This is a genomic window from Anaerolineae bacterium (assembly GCA_013178015.1).
Classification (GTDB): Bacteria; Chloroflexota; Anaerolineae; order DRVO01; family DRVO01; genus Ch71.
Window position 1 is genome coordinate 165,592 of the sequence record JABLXR010000001.1, and the last position, 16,934, is coordinate 182,525.

Consider the following 16,934-nt stretch of genomic DNA (forward strand, 5'->3'; position numbering starts at 1 on the left):
GCAGAAGGGGGCGCGGCCCGGTCTCGCCCTGAGCCGGTGTGGGCAGCTCTCGGTAAGCGGGAAGGCGTGGCTGATGTCGCCGTGTTAGCCTGCATCCCCGTCATTGCGATGCCGATACCGGGAGCATATACTGGGCCGCGACCTTCAGAGGGACAGACCAGCGGATGAGAACACTCGGCCTTGCTCAGCTCGGCGTAGGCGGTGTCGGGTCGGCGCTACTGCGGCAGTACCTGGCCCTGGAGGGGGGCCCCACAGAGGGCCTCAAACTGGTCGCCCTGGCGGACAGTCGGGGCGCTGTCGTATCCGGCTCCGGTTTGACCGGTTCCCAGGCGCGGAGGGTGCTGGACGCCAAGATGGGGGGCAGCAGCCTAGCCTCCGTTCCCGGTGGCATCTCTCCCGATGCCTTCAGCGACTGGCTGGCTTCCCTGGACGAGCCCACCATTCTCCTGGACACCACCGCTTCGGACTCGACCCTTCCCCTCTTGCTGGCGGCTGTGGAGCGGGGCTGGGGCATCGTCCTCGCCAACAAGCGCCCTCTTTGCGCCCGGCAACAGGTTTGGGATTCACTGACCAGCGAGGGCCTGCTGCGCTATGAGGCCACGGTGGGTGCCGGCCTTCCCGTGGTCTACTCGCTTACCTACCTGCTCCAGACCGGAGACCAGGTGCGGGAGATTGACGGTATGCTGAGCGGGACGCTGGGTTTCCTCCTCTCCCGCATCGAGGAGGGGGACAGCTACTCGTCCGCCGTGGTCAAGGCGCGAGAGGAGGGATACACCGAACCTGATCCCCGCGATGACCTTGGCGGTATGGACGTCGCCCGCAAGGCTCTCATCCTGGCTCGGACCCTGGGTCTGCGCCTGGAACTGGCAGACATCGCGGTGGAGGCGCTCTATCCCTCAGAGTGGGCGGACATGGAAGTGGACGAGTTCTTGGCCCAGGCGCCCCAACTGGACTCAGAGTACGACCGAAGCCACCGGTCGGCCGCTGAGCGCGGTGAAGTGCTCCGCTACTTGGCCCACGTCGCTCCCGATGGCGTCGCCATCGGCCTGCGCTCGGTCCCCCGCCAGTCCGCGTTCGGGGCGCTCAGGGGACCGGACAACCTGGTGGTCATTTCCAGTGCGCGGTATTCCTCTCCCCTGAGGCTATCCGGCCCGGGCGCCGGAGCCGAGGTCACGGCTGCCGCTGTCCTTCGGGACGTTCTCGACCTGGCCCAGACCATGCGAGCCCGCCTCACGGACGGCCGCCCGTGACCGTAGATGGGCTCTACTCCATCAGCGACTTCCTGGGCGACCTGATCGTCTACCGCAACCTGGAGCCCGTGAATCCGTCCTTGCCGCGACTGAGCGAATCCATTGCGGCGCTCGGTCTGCCGCCAGGGCAGATTCCGCGCAAGCTCGAAAGCGACTATGCCCTGGTAGTAGCCCATATCTCCCGCCAGGCCGCTGCTCTACAAGGCCGCGGCCCGATCGCGCGGGTGCTAGCCGTGGGGGACACTCGCCTGAACGACGGGACTGCATTCGCCAATCTGCGTTCAGTCACGGGCTGGGAGGGCGCCGCTGTCATATGCACCGAGAAGCCTGCCGCCCCACCCGTCTTGGAGGAGGTGGAATGCGGCCTCTTCGTGGCCAATCGCTGGGGCTTGCTGGCCGACTTCCACCAGTCCCTCGCAGGGCGCGGATTGGAGCCGGGAGAGGATACCCTGGCGGTGATTGACCTCGACAAGACGGCTATCGGGGCGCGCGGGCGCAACGACCACGTCATAGATGAGGCCCGCGTCGCCGGGGTGCGCTCCACCGCCACGGACCTGTTGGGTTCCCAGTACGACGAGCCTCGTTTCCTGACCGCCTACCAGCACCTCAATCAGCCGGAGTATCACTCCTTCACCGCCGACAACCAGGATTACCTGGTCTACATCTGTCTGGTCATCGGCACCGGCTTGCGGTCCCTGGACGACGTCGTCCGGGCGGTGCATGAAGGCTCTCTGCGCACTTTCGCTCAGTTCATCGAATGGGTGGACGATCACCGCAGCCTCTTGTCGGGTACCCCGCTGGCTCAGGTGCATGACTCGGTGTACTGCCGCTTTCGGGCCGGCGATCCCACGCCCTTCAAGGAGTTCCGCTACCAAGAGTACCGTGCCACTATCGCCCGCATGGGTCACCTGACCGGCACGCCGTCAGCCCACGACGCCCTGCGCTCCGAGATCGTGCTGACCCGAGAAGTGACCGAGCTGATCACGCTCTGGAAGGCTAGTGGTGCTCTCGTGATAGGCGTGTCCGACAAGCCGGACGAGGCGGCTCTGCCCACCACTCAGGCCGCCGAGGAGGGGCTCCCCGCACTCCACGAAGCCCCCACTCACCGGGTAGGAGTAAGCATCTCTTGACCCAGGAGATCGCCAGTGAAGTAAGGTGCGAGGTCTGCGGGCATCCTCTTCCCGGGCCCGGAACCGAGTGCCCGAACTGCGGCAGCTACAGCGACGTATCGGCCATCCTGCCGGATACGGACAGGCGTCCGCCTGTCACGCCCGAGAGGCCCCGGCTGCGAAGCCGTCCCCTTCTGTATGGCGTCCTGATCGCCGCCGGACTGCTTCTCTTCCTGGCAGCCGCCGGGGCCTACGGGGTCTACAGCGGGCTCCAGGAGCGCGAACGGATCAAGCTGACCACCGTGGCTGAACATTACCATCGAGGGGTGGCCTCGCTGGAAGTGGGCGACTATGCCCTGGCCGTGGCCGAGTTCGAGTACGTAGAGCGCATCCGACCGGGCTACTTGGATACCGGCAGCCTGCTGGAACAATCCCGCAAGGCCATGCTCGCCCGGCCCACTCCCACCTCTCAGGCGCGGGAGGAGGTCGCCGCCAGCCTCCTTTCGCGAGCCCAGGACGAGATGGAGCAGGAAGCCTGGAGCAAGGCCATCGCCACCTTGCGGGAGGTGCAGAACCTTGCTCCCGACTACAAGGCCGAACAGGTACAGACCTTCCTTTTCCAGAGCATGTACGGCGCCGGAGCGCAGGCTCTTGAGGCCGATGACGTGGCTGTCGCCCTAGAGTGGTTCAGACAGGCTCTGGAGCTGAACCCCGACAGTGTGGACGTCCGGCGGCAGGTAACGCTGGCCAGCCTCTATCTGCAGGCAGCCGATGCCTGGGGCCACGACTGGCCCACGGCGGTGGAGAGGCTCGCCCACCTCTACAGCTTGAGCCCCGCCTACGCAGACACGGAAGACCGCCTCGCCACGGCCTACGTGCGCTACGGCGATCAGCTCTCATCGGAGGGCTCCTGGTGCCAGGCAGCGGAGCAGTACGCCCTGGCTTCCGACATCCGACGGAGCCCGACGGTGGATACCAAGGCCTCTCTGGCCGAGCGCTACTGCCAGGAACCCCCGATCGTTATCACGCCGGGCGTCACCGGCACGCCGGGAGCCACCCCATCACCCACGTCGCCGGAGAGCGGTGCCCTCGCCTCGCTGCCCGGCCAGGGCAAACTGTACTTCACCCTCGTAGATCCGCAGACCGGAGTCACCGGCATCTATACCCTGGCGGCGGGGCCAGGGCAGCGCCCCGAGCTCCTGATCCCCAGCGGCGAGCAGCCCTCCGTCCGCGATGACGGATACCTAGCGTATCATAACCTGGCCCCAGACCGGCTCGGCGTCAGCATAGCCGCCCGGGATGGAACCTTCACCAGCACCGCCTCGTCTCACGCTGAAGACCAGTACCCGACTTGGGAGCCAGGCAATGGTCGCCTGGCCTTCGCCTCCACCCGCGAGAGCGACCGCAAGTGGCGGCTGTACGTATCGGAGTCCTGGTTCACCGGTGGGGACGCCACCAGCATTGGCTACGGCAAGTCGCCCGATTGGGGCCCCGACGGGACCCTGGTCTACCGGGGCTGCGATCCTACCGGCAACAATTGCGGCCTGTACCTTGGGCTGCCCGATGGCACCCCACTCGGGAGACTCACGGACAACCCCAACGACGACATGCCCGTGTGGTCGCCCGACGGCACGCGAGTGGCATTCTCCGCCCCCCGGTCCGCCACCCACAGCATCTGGGTGACTACCCGGGAAGGAAGGCAGCCCACCCGCATCACCGACGACCAGGGCCTGGACGCTGCCCCCGCGTGGTCTCCCGATGGCCGGTACCTCGCCTTCCTCTCCAACCGCGGCGGCGAATGGGGCATCTGGGTGGTCGAAGCAACCGGCGGCACGCCCCGCCAGGTTCTCAGCGTGGGCCAGGTCCCCGGGAGCTGGGACCTCTACCGAATGGACTGGCGATGACTGATAGGTGATACGTGATACGTGATGCGTGATGCGTGATACGTGATGCGTGACCCGTACTGATCAAGATGCGTGTATCACGCATCACGCATCACGCATCACCTATCGCCGTCAAGGTGTCGAAGACGATTTTCAGGGACTTAATGTTATCTTGACACACCGTCTCCGGCCTCGGTCCACCGGCGAGCGCCTCCACGAACTGGTGCAGCAGGTGCGCCTGACCGGTCCGCTCCAGAGCAACGGGAGCGACGTATTCCCCGTCCGGGCTGCCCTGATACACCTTTACACGATCCTGCTCCAGCGTCACCACGCCCCCCTCGCAATCGAAGCGCCACTCACCGTTCCAGGGGGTCTCGGCGCCGTTTGAACACCAGGAAGCATGATAGCCTACGAACACGTCCGCTCCTGTGCCACGCCCCTCAGCCTGAGCGAAGCGGAGCGACACGAGCGCCGACGCGTCGCCCTCGAACCAGCTCCACGATGGGTTGAAGCTGAACCCGCTGATCTCCACCGCCTCTAGACCCAACAGGAACCGCATCAGGTCGAAGTGGTGGATGCTCATGTCCACGATGAGGGGGAAGGGCATCCGCTCCCGGAAGCCCCCGAAGTGTGGACCCCGGAAGAACTGCACCGAGACCGCCCCCACCTCTCCTAGCCTCGACGAATCCAGGACGCTCTTGAGCGTCTGGATCGGGGCGCTATAGCGGTAGTTCTGGGCCACCATGTGCAGCACGCCCGTCTCGTCGGCCACGCGCACTATCTCCCGGGCCGCCTCCATGCTGTCGGCCAAGGGCTTCTCGGAGAGGACCGGCAGCCCCGCCCGCAGCGCCTGAACCGAGTGCTCCCGGTGGAACTGCGGCGGCGTCACCACCACCACCCCGTCCGCCTTCACCGCCTCGATCGCTTCCGGCAAGGACCGGAAGACCAAGGCCGGATCGAGCCCGAACTGCTGGCACTGACTGCGAGCGATGTCGTCGTTGATCTCGACGAACGCCGCGTGCTCCGCTTCGTCGGACTCCCGTATGGCGCGCAGCCAGGCGCCGCCCATGCCCCCCATCCCTATCTGGATCAGCCTAGTCATGCCTCGGCCCTCGTCACTATGTTGCTCAGCCCTGGGCCTCCCTGCCCCGCTCCTCACGCTTGGCCTCATCCCACAGGCGATCCTGCTCCTCCAGGCTTAGCCTGGCCAACTCCAACCCGCGCTCGGCTGCCAACTCCTGCATTCGTTCGAAGCGTCGCCGGAAGCGAGCGTTCGCCTGCCGTAGCGCCGTCTCCGCATCCACTGTCAGGTGCCGGGCCAGGTTCACTAGGGTGAACAGCAGATCCCCGAACTCCGCTTCCCGCTCCTCCGGCAGGGCGCGGCGCAACTCGGCGATCTCCTCTCCCACCTTGTTCCAGACTCCTTCCGCCTGGCGCCAGTCGAACCCCACCCGAGCCACTCGCTTCTGGTAGGCATTGGCCTGGGCCAGGGCCGGCAGCCCGGACGGCACTCCGGCCAGCAGTGAACGTGAGTCCTCCTCACCGCGTTCGGAGCGCTTGATCTCCTCCCAGTGGCGCAACACCTCCTCCGAGTCGCTCACTGTAGTGTCTCCGAACACGTGAGGATGGCGACGCCGGATCTTCTCATCTATGGCCGCCACTACATCGTAGATGGTGAAGAAGCCCTCCTCCGTGGCAATCTGGGCGTGCATGCATATCTGCATGAGCAAGTCGCCCAGCTCAACGCGGAGCTGCTGCGGGTCCTGGCTGTCCAGGGCCTCCAAGACCTCGTAGGCTTCCTCCAACAGCGTCTCCCGTAGAGACTGGTGAGTCTGCTCCCGGTCCCATGGGCAGCCGCTCGGCGAGCGCAACCGCGCCACTGTGTCCTGGAAGCTCTCCAGGCTGGCGGGGGAAGCCCTCGGAGGCACATACAGCGAGGTGAGATGGTCTATGTCGGGCTGACGGTCCAGCTCCTCCAGGGGAAGACGGCGCACTACCTGCTCGGCGGTTCCGGCGGCCCGCACCAGAACCACCTCGTGATCCGGCGGGTAGGCGTTGAGCAGGGTCAGCTTGACCTCGGAAGCGATGCTGCGGTCGTAGAGCTGGCCCAGGATGGCCGGCCCATCCACCCTCAGGGGCGGGTGCCAGAGCTGAGCCACCTCGGTGGCGTCCACTACCTGCAGGTCGAGGCCATCTAGACCCAGCGCCACCAGGATGGCGGACAGGAAGGATTCGCTGGGCACGATCTCCACTCGGATGCCTTCCCGGCGCGCCAGCGCCAGGATGCGCTGCACCGTAGCCTCGCCCACCAGCGGGTGCCCGGGAACAGCGTACACCACCTGCCCCTCTCCCCGGCCCAGCTCTACCACCTGGCCGGCGATCTCCTCGTAGACCTGCTCGAAGGCCTCGTGGCTCTCGTAGACGACGTCGAAGGAGCGCACCTGGATCTCAGGGGGCAACTGCCGCACGGTCGGGTGTCGAGCCGTGCGCACGAGCACCGTCGTCGCCGATTCCAGTACCCGCCAGGCACCGAGGCTCATCTGCTCCAACGGCCCCGGTCCCAGACCAACGATAGTAATAGGCATCACTTACTCCTCAAGACAGAGGGGGAGCAGCCCGGGCTGCTCCCGCCAGACCGCTCTTCACGACAACTTACCCTGCTACTGAAGCGCCTCGGCCAGGGACTGGAGCATGATGGCCACGGCCGTAGCACCGGGGTCTTGCACCTCGGCCGCCCGCGGCCCCAGCCACGACGCCCGCCCGAACTTCGGGGTCTTGCCGGCGGTGGCTTCGGCGCCGCGCATGGCCGCCTGTGCCGCCGCATCGAGTGCCTCGCTCAGAGGCTTCCCCGCTGCCTGCGTCTCCTTGAGCGCCGCGATCGCCGGGTCGAGAGCATCCAGCATGGTCTTGTCGCCCACGTCTGCCTTGCCCCGCTCCTTCACCCCGGCGAACGCCGCTTCCGCCGCCTTGATGACGTCCGGCAAGCGTGCCTCGGTCATGCCTCTCAACTCCCTCCCGGCCCGCATGAGCGCCGTCGCCAGCAGCACGCCGAAGGTGGACGCCGCGGCGCGGTTGAAGGTCATGCCAGCCTGCGCCAGCAAGCTACCCAGGTCGCCCTGCCCCAGGCCGGGGAGAGCCTCCCGCACCGCTCCCCAGCCCACCGTCATGGTCACACCCAGGTCGCCATCGCCGGCGGCCGCATCCAGCTGTCGCAGCCGCTCGGCACTGGCGGCGGCTTCGGCGCCCACCTTGTCCAGCGCCGCGCGCATCTCCTCGACAGTCACCGAGTCCTTCATGGCGTCATCCGCTGCTGCAGCAGGAAGGGCGAGAAAGCCGGCGCGTCCAACCACCGCTTCAGGTCATCGTCCAGCCTGAGAAGACTAATAGAGGCTCCCGCCATCTCCAGCGAAGTGGCGTACTCGCCCACCAGGGCCTTGTGAATCTTCAGGCCATGGTCGCTCAGCAATTGGTGAGCCTTACGGTAGAGGACGAAGAGCTCCTCCGGCGGCGTCGCCCCCAGGCCATTCACCAGCACAGCCACCTCATCCCCACTGCGGAAAGGCAAGTCGGCCACCACCCTCTCCACAATGGCGGTCGCGATTTCGTCCGCCGGCCTGAGCTTCCCCCGCTCCAGCCCCGGCTCGCCATGGATGCCCATGCCCAGCTCCATCTCGTCCTCGCCGATCTCGAAGGTGGGCTTGCCCGCCGCTGGCACGGTGCACGGCGACAGAGCCACGCCCATGCTGCGGGTCAGATCCGCTGCTCGCTGAGCCGCCTCCGCCACCCCATCCAGGTCCTTGCCCTCGGCGGCGCAGGCCCCCGCGATCTTGTAGGCGAAGTAGAGCCCTGCCACCGCGCGGCGGCGCTCGGCCTGCTCGGGCGGGGCTGAGACCACGTCGTCGTGAGCCAGCACGGTCTTGACCGTGATGCCTTCCATGTCGGCCATCTCCGCCGCCATGTCGAAGTTCATCACGTCTCCGCCGTAGTTGCCGTACAGATAGAGCACACCTTCGCCACCATCCACCGCCTTGGTCGCCGCCAGCATCGCCTCAGGCGGCGGCGAGGAGAAGACGTTGCCGATCGCCACCCCATCGCATAGACCCGGCCCCACGTAGCCTAGAAACACCGGGATGTGGCCCGAACCACCGCCTGTGGTTATGCCCACCTTTCCCCTGACCGGGGCATCGGCGCGCACCAGCGCCCTGCGCTCCCCCTCGACCTGCTTGAGATGCCAAGGGTAGGCCAGGAGGATGCCCTCGAGCAGTTCGTCCACGAACTGGAAGGGGTCGTTTATGATCTTCTTCACCGCAGCCTCCTCGTGTGCCGGGCAGTTGCCTCTGGATTCCGCCCGAGTATACGGAACTGACCTGTTCCCATCAAGGTCCCGTTTCCATGGCACTGTGGCAACGCCGACATGGCGCCGACCACCCCCCGCTGATTCCTCGAAGCCTGGCTTTCCCTATCGGCCTTGGCGCACGTAGTATCAAGGTCACCAGAACGGGGGACGAGCACATGGGAGATCAGCGACCGTCGTCGCCGTATCAGCGCCGTCGTCGTTCCACTCTTCTCCTCTCAGCCCTGGCGGTAGCTGTGGCGCTGGTGACGGCCGCCTCCCAGGACCGTCTCCTGGCCGATGACGCCTACATCACCTTCCGCTACGCTCGGAACCTGGCCTCAGGCCACGGACTGGTGTACAACCCCGGTGAGCTCGTCCTCGGTACCAGCACGCCGCTGTTCGCCTTCCTGCTGGCCGCGGGCCACCGGCTAGGTCTGAATCTTGCCGATCTGGCAGTGTGGCTCGGGGCCCTCTCCTGGGCGGGCGTCGTGGCAGTGCTAGGTTGGTCATACCGCGACCGTCCTGCCTGGGTGGCACCTCCCCTCCTGGTGCTGGCCGCCAGCGCCACCTTCGTGGAGAACCTGGGCATGGAATCGGCTCTCTATGCCCTCTTGTGCCTCGTTGCCTTGCGGCTGGTCGGCTGCGGCCACACTCGAGCAGCGGCCGGCCTGGCGGCCATCGCGGCGGTCACCCGGCTGGACGGGGGCCTGGCAGTGGTGGCGGTCCTGGCCGCCGCCGCGCTGCGGGAACGCCGCCTGCCCTGGCCAGAAGCGGCTCTCGTCGGCCTCATCGCGGCACCCTGGTACCTGTACGCCTGGCTGACCTTCGGTTCCCCCTTGCCCAACTCCCTTCCCGCCAAGGCGGGCCTGGCTCACCGCGCCGGCTTCGGCGGGGGCGACTTCGTCCACGGTGGCCTGACTCTGGCCGGGGCTCGACTGGGACAGTGGCCGGTTCTGGCCGCCTACCTGGGCGCAGCCGGCATCGGGCTCTGGGTGACGGCACGGGGACCTGCCTCCGGCTCAGCACCGTGGCGGCCCTACGTGCTGTGGGGCGGCCTGTACGTGCTCGCCTACCAGCTCACCGGCATGCCCCACTTCGGCTGGTACTACGTGCCTCTGGTGCCGCTGATCGCGGTGTTGGCGATCGAGGGCCTGCAGGCTATCGGCGATCGCCCCACCCAGCTGCGTAAGGCAGCGGTGGCAATCGTAGTCGCGGCTGCGGTGGTGGCCGCCGGCCAAATGCTGTCTCACTCCTTGCGCATGGCGAAGCTCAGTCCCGCCCGCGCGCTCGCCTATCGCGACGTCGGCGAATGGCTGGCGTCCAATGCCCGGCCCGGCGATTGCGTAGCCCTGCTGGAGATCGGCGTGGTGGGGTACTACTCCGGCCTGGAAGTGGTGGACACCATGGGTCTCGCCTCTCCATTCCTGGCCGAGCGCTTGGTGGACTGGGGGCAGAGCCTGGTGTTGGCAGTGAACTACTACTGGCCGGAATATCTTCTAGCCCTGGACGCCACCGCCTGGGAAGCGGTGGAGAGAGAGCTCTGGTTCGCCCTCGCCTACCGGCCGGCGGCCGAGTTCGACTACTCAGCCCAGGGAGATCCGGCCGCCCGCATGAGGCTCTATCGGCGCCTGCCCAGTTACCCTCCCAGAGCCCACACGACTTGGCCGGTCGAGGCTTCCCTCCGCCCAGAGGTGCAGCTGGAACGGGCCGGCCTGCGTGGCCTTCCCGCTCTCACGCCCGGTACCACGGCATCCTTGCTCCTCACCTGGAAGTGCCTCGCACAGCTGGATGAGGACCTCACGGTGAGCGTGAGCCTGCGCGTCCCCGACGGCCAGGAGGCGATCGTGGCTCCAGAGAGGCCCCCACTGCGGGGAGGGCTCCCCACCCGACTGTGGCGTCCCGGAGAGGTGATCACCGAGGCCATCCCCCTCGTCCTCCCCACCGACCTGCCTCCGGGTCCGGCCCAGCTGGTAGTGGCGCTGGGGGGATCGGCCGTGGTTGCCGCCGAGGTCACCATCTCGCCGGCGGCGCCGGAGCTGCTCGCCCTACTGGAACACCCGGAGCCCGTCGCCTTCGGCGATGAGGCACCGTCGGTGCTAGGCTGGACCGTCCACTCGGGAGACTACCAGCCCGGGGGAGCGCTAGACGTTACCCTGGGTTGGAGGGTTCCAAACCGCCCGCCGCTGAACCTGTCGCTCTTCCTCCACCTGGTCGACGCCCAGGAGCACCCCCTGGCCCAGTGGGACGGCCCCCCTCTGGGCGCCCGGGACTCCGCTTCGCCTTCCCTGGAGGCAGTGGCCGAGACTTACTCGCTGGACCTACCGCCCGACCTGCCCCCGGGGGACTACCGCTTGCTCATGGGCCTGTACAACTGGCGCACCGGCGAACGCCTCCCGCTGCAGTCGGCGCGTACGCTGCCCTCCGGCGCAGTGCTCCTGGACACAGTCACGATCGGCGGCCCCGAGGGAGCGTGACCGGTTCAGCGCTGCCCGCGATGCAGCGCTACCGCCCCCAGGGCCAGGCGGCGCCAGGCCACTTCCTGGAACCCCGCCGCCCGCATCCTGCCTGCCAGTTCGGGTGCGGAGAGGAAAGCAGCCACCGAGCTAGGCAGGTAGGAGTAGGCTGCTGCGTCCCTACTGATGAGCCGCCCCACCAGAGGCACAAGCCGCCCGAAGTAAAGCCCGAAACCCTCCCGAAAGAGGGGCAATCGAGGCCAGGTGATCTCCAGGCAGACGACCCGCCCGCCCGGCTTGAGGACGCGGAGCATCTCGGCCAAGGCTGCGTCCAGGTCGGCCACATTGCGTAACAAGAAGCCGTTGACCAGCCCGTCGAAGGTGGCGTCGGCGAAGGGAAGCCTGGTGGCATCCCCGGCTACCAGGGACACCGGCGCCGAGGCCCGGGCCAGTTTGGCTCGACCAGCCTGCATCATGGGGAGAGAGAAGTCTGCCCCTACGCTCCGGCAGCCATGACCGGCGAGCAGGGGCAGGAAGTCTCCCGTACCAGTACCCAGATCCAGCACCACTTGGCCCGGCCGCGGGTCCAGCCAAGCCACGGCGGCCGCCCGCCAGGCCCGGTCCCTGCCCGCGGTCATCAGGCGGTTCATAAGATCGTAGCGGCCGGCGATGCTGGCGAACATGCGGCTGACGTAGGCAGCCTTGTCGCTCGGAGATGGCAGGCTCACTCCAGGAACAGATACGGGCACAGCCGCCGCTCCAGCCGGTCTATCCCCAGGTAGAGCCCCAGGCCCAGCACGCTCATGGCCACTACCCCGGCGTACATCTCGGCATAGGCCAGCCGCGTCCAGGTTTCCACGAAGATGTAGTAGCCCAGGCCGGCGCTGGTGGCGAAAGACTCGGCGAAGAACAGCACCGCCACCGCCGTGCCTACGCTCAAACGGAGCGCCGTCAGCACCGCAGGCAGCCCCGCCGGCAGATACACGAACCGTAACAGCGCCAGCCGGCCCGCCCCCAGGGACCGCACCGAGTAGAGCAGTTCGGGACGAAGGTTGGCCGCCTCGTCCCGAACCACCACCAGCACCTGGAAGAACAGGATGAGGGAGATGATGAACACCTTAGAGCCGTCCCCGATGCCCAGGAACAGCAAGATCAGGGGCAGGAACACGATCTTGGGAATGGGGTGCAGCACGTACACCACCGGCGACAGCAGACGATTCAGCCGGCGGCTCTGCCCCAGCACCAGCCCCGCGGGCGCGGCCAGCGCCACGGCGATGACGATGCTGGCCGCCACCCGTCCGGCGCTGGCCAGGAAATGCGCCCCCAGACCGCGGGGCGCCTCGCGCCAAAGCGCTGCTACCACCCTGAGAGGGGTAGGCAGGATGGAGGCATGCACCAGCATGGCGGCCACCTGCCAGAGGGCCAGCAGCGCCAGGGTGGCCGCCAGGAGGTCGCGCCTCCTCACAGCCCGGCCTCCCCCGTCAGAACCTCTCTCACTTCAGCGCACTTACGTGCCATCGCCTCCACGTCCGCCGTCGGTCCGCCGCCACTGGCCGGATTATCCACTACGGTGGCCACCCGGTTGGGCGGCCACCGTAGCACCAAGATGCGCCGCCCCACGTACACGGCCTCCTCGATGCTGTGAGTGACGAACACAGTGGTGGCGCCAGTCTCCCGCCCGATGGCCAGCGTCAGCCGTTCCATGTCCTCCCTCTGCAACGCGTCCAGGGCGGAGAAGGGTTCGTCCAGAAGGAGCACCCGAGGCCCCAGGGCCAGAGCCCGGGCAATGGCCACCCGTTGCCGTTCCCCACCGGATAGCTGGCTGGGGTACTTGCCCCGCAGGTGGGCAATCCCGAGCCTTTCCAGCCAGCCCTCGGGAGTGACGGAGGCGCCGTTGGTGGGGATGCCGTACATCCGCCTCACGCGCAACCCCAGGGCCGCGTTCTCCAGGGCGGTGGCCCAGGGAAGGAGACCATAGTCCTGTAGCACCAGCCCCACCGCCCCCCGTCGCAGGCCCGACGACGCCGGCTCCCCCTCGATCAGCACTCTCCCTCGGCCGGGCTCTCGCAGCCCGGCGATCAAATACAGAAGGGTGCTCTTACCGCTCCCCGAGGGCCCCACCACCGCCCAGGACTCCCCCTGGCCGACGGCCCAGCAGAAGGACTCGAATACCGGCGTGGACCCGCGGGAGTAGGCGAAGGTGACGCCGTCGAGCTCAATCATCCCCCAGCGCTGCCCCCCTCGCGAACGAATCGGTCGTCCACCGAGTCGCCATACGCCACCGGCGCCGAGATTAGGCCCTTCTCCTGGGCCCACGCCACCACATCCGACCACTCGTCCTCGGTGGGCACCGAGGGCGGGGGAAGCGGCGGGAACGTATAGCTGCCCCGGAGCGCATCCGGCACCCGTCCTTTCTCCACCAGCAGGTCGTGGAACCGCTGCGGATCGGCCTCGATCTCCTCCAGGGCCCTCTCGTAGGCAGCCATGAACCGGGCCACGTCGTCCTCGCGCTGCTCGATGACGTCGGCACGGAAGGCCACCACGCTCTGGCTGATCTCAGGGTGGAGTGAGTCGTCCACGATCAACCGCGCTCCCTGCAACAGCGCCAGCGAAGACATCGGGTCAGGGAGAGTGGCGGCGGCCAGCTTCCCCTGCGTCAGAAGCTCCATGCGCACTGGGATCTTGGGCACGTTCACCGTGCGCACGTCGCCCGCCTCGAGACCCTCGATGCTCAGCAGCCTCTCGGTAACGTACTGGATGACCGAGTTCTCCGACACCGCGATCTCGACCCCGGCCAGGTCCGCTGCCGACCGCACCGGACTGTCACCGGGCACCAGGATGGCGAACTGGTGCGAGTCGGGCCGAGCCTGGCGGGCCCGACGCACGATCCTCAGTCGGGGCTCCTCGGCGTTGAAGAGCACGGTGGCCACCAGGTCGCTCACCTGTCCGTCCAGCTGCCCGGCTATCATGAGCTGGTCACGCTCGACGGCGCTGGCCACGGGCACCAGCTCCACTCGCAACCCCTCGTCCTCGAAGTAGCCCTCGTCCTGGGCCACGTAGAAGGGCACCGTCTCCGCCAGGGGCAGAACGCCTATGCGGAGCACGTCGTCACCGGCAGAGGAGGAAACGGGAGAGGCAGCCGTCCCAGCTACGGTCTCCCCTGCGGGAGCACATCCCAGCCCAAGCAGCACCAACGCCAGTAGACCAAGAGCCACAACCAACCGCGCTTCTCTCATCGCCACTCGCTCCCCTCCTCGGGGCTATCCGGCCACAACCAGACTGAGGAACACCCCGACGAACACCAGCACACTGATGTAGCCATTCACGTTGAAGAAGGCCACATCCAGCCGCGACAGATCGCCCGGGCTCACAAGGCAGTTCTCGTAGGCCAGTAAGGCACTCGCGCCCGCCCACGTCATCCAGTAGAACGCTCCAAGCCCCCGCATCACTCCCAGCGCCAGCAAGCCCACGGCGGTGAGCACGTGGCAGGCTCGGGCCACGTTCAGGGCCGCCGCCAGCCCGAATCGGGCCGGGACCGAGTACAAGCCCTCGCGGCGGTCGAAGTCCACGTCCTGGCAAGCGTAGATCAAGTCGAAGCCGGCGATCCACACTGCCACCACGAACCACAGCACCCAGGTTCCCGGCTCGAACCGGCCCGTCACTCCGATCCAGCCGCCGGCAGCGCCGGCCCCGTCGGTGATTCCCAGAACCCAGTGGCTCAGCCAGGTGAACCGCTTGGTGTAGGAGTAGCCGATGAGGAACACCAGCGCCACCGGGGCCAGCCTCCGGGTCAGCTCGTTTAGCCTCCAGGCCGCCAGCAGGTAGACCGCCAGGCTGACTGCCATCACTGCCAGCACTTCCGCCCTTCCCAGCCGCCCGCTGGTGAGGGGACGCCCGGCCGTGCGTCGGTTGCGCGCGTCCACGCGGGCATCTATCAGGCGATTGGCCGACATGGCCAGCGTGCGCGCCCCTGCCATGGCCAGCGTGATCCACAGGAACTGGCCCACCGTTGGCAGCCCCCGCGCCGCCAGCACCATCCCGGTGTAGGCGAAAGGCAGGGCGAAGACGGTGTGGGAGAACTTGACGTTCTCCAGCAGCAGCGCCAGGCGGCTAGAGGCCGTACTCACTCCAACGGTCCTCCACCAAGCGCTTGACCTCCTGGCTCATGACGATCTCTCGCGGCCACTCCCGGTCGAACCCGTCGCCCGAGTCCTTAGCAGTGGCGTCTATCCCCAGCTTGCCCCCATAGCCGGGCCTCAGGCTGGCGTGGTCCAGGTCGTCCACCGGCCCCTCCGCCAGGACCAGGTCCCGGGCGGGATCCACGCTGTTGCCCACCCGCCAGGCCACTTCCGACAGGTCATGGACGTTGACATGCTCGTCCACCACGATCAGGTTCTTGGCCAGCATCAATAGGCCCAGGCCCCACAGCCCATACATGATGCTGCGCACGTGGCCCGGGTAGCGCTTGCGCACGGACACGATGACCATGTTGTGGAAGACACCCTCCGCCGGCATGTTCATGTCCACCACGTCCGGCAGCATCAGGCGCACCAGGGGCAGGAACAGCCGCTCGGTGGCCTTCCCCATCCAGTAGTCCTCCATGGGCGGCCGGCCCACCACTGTCGCCGGGTAGATGGCGTCGCGACGGCGAGTCAGAGCGGTAAGGTGGAAGACGGGGTACAGACCGGCCAAGCTGTAGTAGCCGGTGTGATCGCCAAAGGGGCCCTCCAGCCGGCGCTCCCCTAGGTCCACGTAGCCCTCGAGGACGATCTCGGCATCCGCCGGCACCTCTAGGTCCACGCTCACGCACCTGACCATATCTACGCCGCGACCGCGGAGCCAGCCGGCCAGGAGCATCTCGTCTACGCCCTGGGGCAGGGGAGCGGAGGCGCAGTAGGTGATGGCAGGGTCCCCGCCCAAAGCGATAGCCGCCTCCAGCCGGCTCTCGCCCAGCCGCCGACCTTCCCGCTCGTGTTCCGCCCCTCCCTTATGCCTCTGCCAGTGCATTCCCAGGGTCCGCTCGTCAAAGACCTGCAGGCGGTACATCCCCACGTTGCGCCGGCCAGTGGCCGGGTCGCGGGTGATGACGGCCGGCAGGGTGATGTACCGCCCTCCGTCGTCGGGCCAGCACTTCAGTATAGGCAGGCCCTCGAGGCTAGGGCTGTCGGTCTGTATCACCTCCTGGCAGGGAGCGTCCTTTACCATCCGAGGCCCGGCTCGGGCGACGTCCAGCAGGTCGCCCAGGCGCCTGAGCTTACCCACCAGGCTGCCCGGGATCTCGGGGACCAGCATGCGCTCCAGGTTGGCGGTGAGGTCGTCTAGCTGCTCCACCCCCAGCGCCCAGGCCATCCGTTGGGCGGAGCCGAAGGCGTTGGTGAGCACCGGCATGGTGGAGCCGTGTACGTGCTCGAAAAGCAGGGCGAAATTGGCCGCGGCCGGCCCCTTGGACACCCGATCGGTGATCTCGGTGATCTCCAGGTTGGGAGACACCGGAGCCCGGATGCGCCTGACCTGGCCCTGCTGTTCGAGCCGCTGGATGAACTCGCGCAGGTCGCGATAGGCCATGACCTCGCCCTTCCCTCGCTAGTCCGACTGCTGACTCTCGATTGTAGCATCAGAGCCCGGGAGGGTCACGAATGACTTGGCTTCCGCAGCCGACCGTCAGCCCCACGGCGAGCGGCCGAAAGAGCTCAGGACGGAGGGCCGCCCACGCGAAGGAGCCCAGGCACCCAGCGTCCCCACCCTGGTTCCGTCGCCCGTGGGACTGCGGACTCCTTGCCGGAAAGAGCCAACTACCCCTCGAGGAGTTCGCGCGCCCACGCGAAGGAGCCCAGGCACCCAGCGTCCTCACCCTGGTCCCATCGCCCGTGGGACCGCGGACCCCTCGCCGGAAAGAGCCAACT

14 protein-coding genes are annotated in these 16,934 nt (G+C 67.5%); 4 read left to right on the forward strand and 10 right to left on the reverse strand.

Annotated elements, in window-relative coordinates:
- Positions 1-164: 164 nt before the first annotated feature.
- From HPY83_00715 to HPY83_00725, 3 genes are read left to right on the forward strand one after another with little or no spacing between them, the layout of a single operon-like run.
- Positions 165-1,250, forward strand: a complete 1,086-nt coding sequence (locus HPY83_00715) for a homoserine dehydrogenase (GenBank protein ID NPV06467.1) — start codon at positions 165-167, stop codon at positions 1,248-1,250.
- Positions 1,247-2,380: a hypothetical protein gene (locus HPY83_00720; GenBank protein ID NPV06468.1), complete on the forward strand. Its 1,134-nt coding sequence runs from the start codon at positions 1,247-1,249 to the stop codon at positions 2,378-2,380. Before HPY83_00715 ends, HPY83_00720 begins: the two co-directional genes overlap by 4 nt.
- Complete coding sequence (locus tag HPY83_00725; protein NPV06469.1) at positions 2,377-4,263, forward strand: hypothetical protein; 1,887 nt, start codon at positions 2,377-2,379, stop codon at positions 4,261-4,263. The genes HPY83_00720 and HPY83_00725 overlap by 4 nt, the downstream gene beginning before the upstream one ends.
- Positions 4,264-4,354: 91 nt before the next feature.
- Here the strand turns inward: HPY83_00725 and HPY83_00730 are convergent, their stop codons facing one another.
- The 4 genes from HPY83_00730 to dhaK all read right to left on the reverse strand — a co-directional run bounded on the left by HPY83_00730 (position 4,355) and on the right by dhaK (position 8,548).
- Entirely contained in the window at positions 4,355-5,344 is a 990-nt protein-coding gene (locus HPY83_00730) for a Gfo/Idh/MocA family oxidoreductase (GenBank protein NPV06470.1), read from the reverse strand.
- Between the two features lie 25 nt (positions 5,345-5,369).
- On the reverse strand, positions 5,370-6,830 hold the full coding sequence (mazG, locus tag HPY83_00735; GenBank protein NPV06471.1) for a nucleoside triphosphate pyrophosphohydrolase: 1,461 nt from the start codon (positions 6,828-6,830) through the stop codon (positions 5,370-5,372).
- Positions 6,831-6,902: 72 nt separating this feature from the next.
- Positions 6,903-7,538 (reverse strand): DAK2 domain-containing protein, encoded by a 636-nt coding sequence (locus HPY83_00740; protein ID NPV06472.1) that lies wholly within the window; start codon positions 7,536-7,538, stop codon positions 6,903-6,905.
- Complete coding sequence (gene dhaK / locus HPY83_00745) at positions 7,535-8,548, reverse strand: dihydroxyacetone kinase subunit DhaK (protein NPV06473.1); 1,014 nt, start codon at positions 8,546-8,548, stop codon at positions 7,535-7,537. The genes HPY83_00740 and dhaK overlap by 4 nt, the downstream gene beginning before the upstream one ends.
- A gap of 206 nt (positions 8,549-8,754) precedes the next feature.
- Here dhaK and HPY83_00750 point away from each other — a divergent pair, with 206 nt between their 5' ends.
- Positions 8,755-11,052, forward strand: a complete 2,298-nt coding sequence (locus HPY83_00750; GenBank protein ID NPV06474.1) for a hypothetical protein — start codon at positions 8,755-8,757, stop codon at positions 11,050-11,052.
- Positions 11,053-11,057: 5 nt separating this feature from the next.
- Here HPY83_00750 and HPY83_00755 read toward each other — a convergent pair whose 3' ends face one another.
- From HPY83_00755 to HPY83_00780, 6 genes are read right to left on the reverse strand one after another with little or no spacing between them, the layout of a single operon-like run.
- The gene (locus tag HPY83_00755; protein NPV06475.1) at positions 11,058-11,714 is read right to left on the reverse strand and encodes a ubiquinone/menaquinone biosynthesis methyltransferase; all 657 of its coding nucleotides are present in this window, start codon (positions 11,712-11,714) and stop codon (positions 11,058-11,060) included.
- 41 nt (positions 11,715-11,755) lie between these two features.
- Complete coding sequence (locus HPY83_00760) at positions 11,756-12,433, reverse strand: ABC transporter permease (GenBank protein ID NPV06476.1); 678 nt, start codon at positions 12,431-12,433, stop codon at positions 11,756-11,758.
- 59 nt (positions 12,434-12,492) lie between these two features.
- Entirely contained in the window at positions 12,493-13,254 is a 762-nt protein-coding gene (locus tag HPY83_00765; protein ID NPV06477.1) for an ATP-binding cassette domain-containing protein, read from the reverse strand.
- Positions 13,251-14,273, reverse strand: a complete 1,023-nt coding sequence (locus HPY83_00770; GenBank protein NPV06478.1) for an ABC transporter substrate-binding protein — start codon at positions 14,271-14,273, stop codon at positions 13,251-13,253. Before HPY83_00770 ends, HPY83_00765 begins: the two co-directional genes overlap by 4 nt.
- 18 nt (positions 14,274-14,291) lie before the next feature.
- Positions 14,292-15,137, reverse strand: a complete 846-nt coding sequence (locus tag HPY83_00775; GenBank protein ID NPV06479.1) for a UbiA family prenyltransferase — start codon at positions 15,135-15,137, stop codon at positions 14,292-14,294.
- A gap of 4 nt (positions 15,138-15,141) precedes the next feature.
- Positions 15,142-16,596: a menaquinone biosynthesis decarboxylase gene (locus tag HPY83_00780; GenBank protein ID NPV06480.1), complete on the reverse strand. Its 1,455-nt coding sequence runs from the start codon at positions 16,594-16,596 to the stop codon at positions 15,142-15,144.
- Positions 16,597-16,934 lie beyond the last annotated feature (338 nt).

Bases quoted from the DNA above. Each gene is read 5' to 3' on its own strand.
- HPY83_00760 (NPV06476.1), bottom strand. From the start codon at position 12,433: ATGCTGGTGCATGCCTCCATCCTGCCTACCCCTCTCAGGGTGGTAGCA.
- HPY83_00755 (NPV06475.1), bottom strand. From the start codon at position 11,714: ATGTTCGCCAGCATCGCCGGCCGCTACGATCTTATGAACCGCCTGATG.
- HPY83_00765 (NPV06477.1), bottom strand. From the start codon at position 13,254: ATGATTGAGCTCGACGGCGTCACCTTCGCCTACTCCCGCGGGTCCACG.
- HPY83_00715 (NPV06467.1), top strand. From the start codon at position 165: ATGAGAACACTCGGCCTTGCTCAGCTCGGCGTAGGCGGTGTCGGGTCG.
- HPY83_00750 (NPV06474.1), top strand. From the start codon at position 8,755: ATGGGAGATCAGCGACCGTCGTCGCCGTATCAGCGCCGTCGTCGTTCC.
- HPY83_00740 (NPV06472.1), bottom strand. From the start codon at position 7,538: ATGAAGGACTCGGTGACTGTCGAGGAGATGCGCGCGGCGCTGGACAAG.
- HPY83_00730 (NPV06470.1), bottom strand. From the start codon at position 5,344: ATGACTAGGCTGATCCAGATAGGGATGGGGGGCATGGGCGGCGCCTGG.
- HPY83_00780 (NPV06480.1), bottom strand. From the start codon at position 16,596: ATGGCCTATCGCGACCTGCGCGAGTTCATCCAGCGGCTCGAACAGCAG.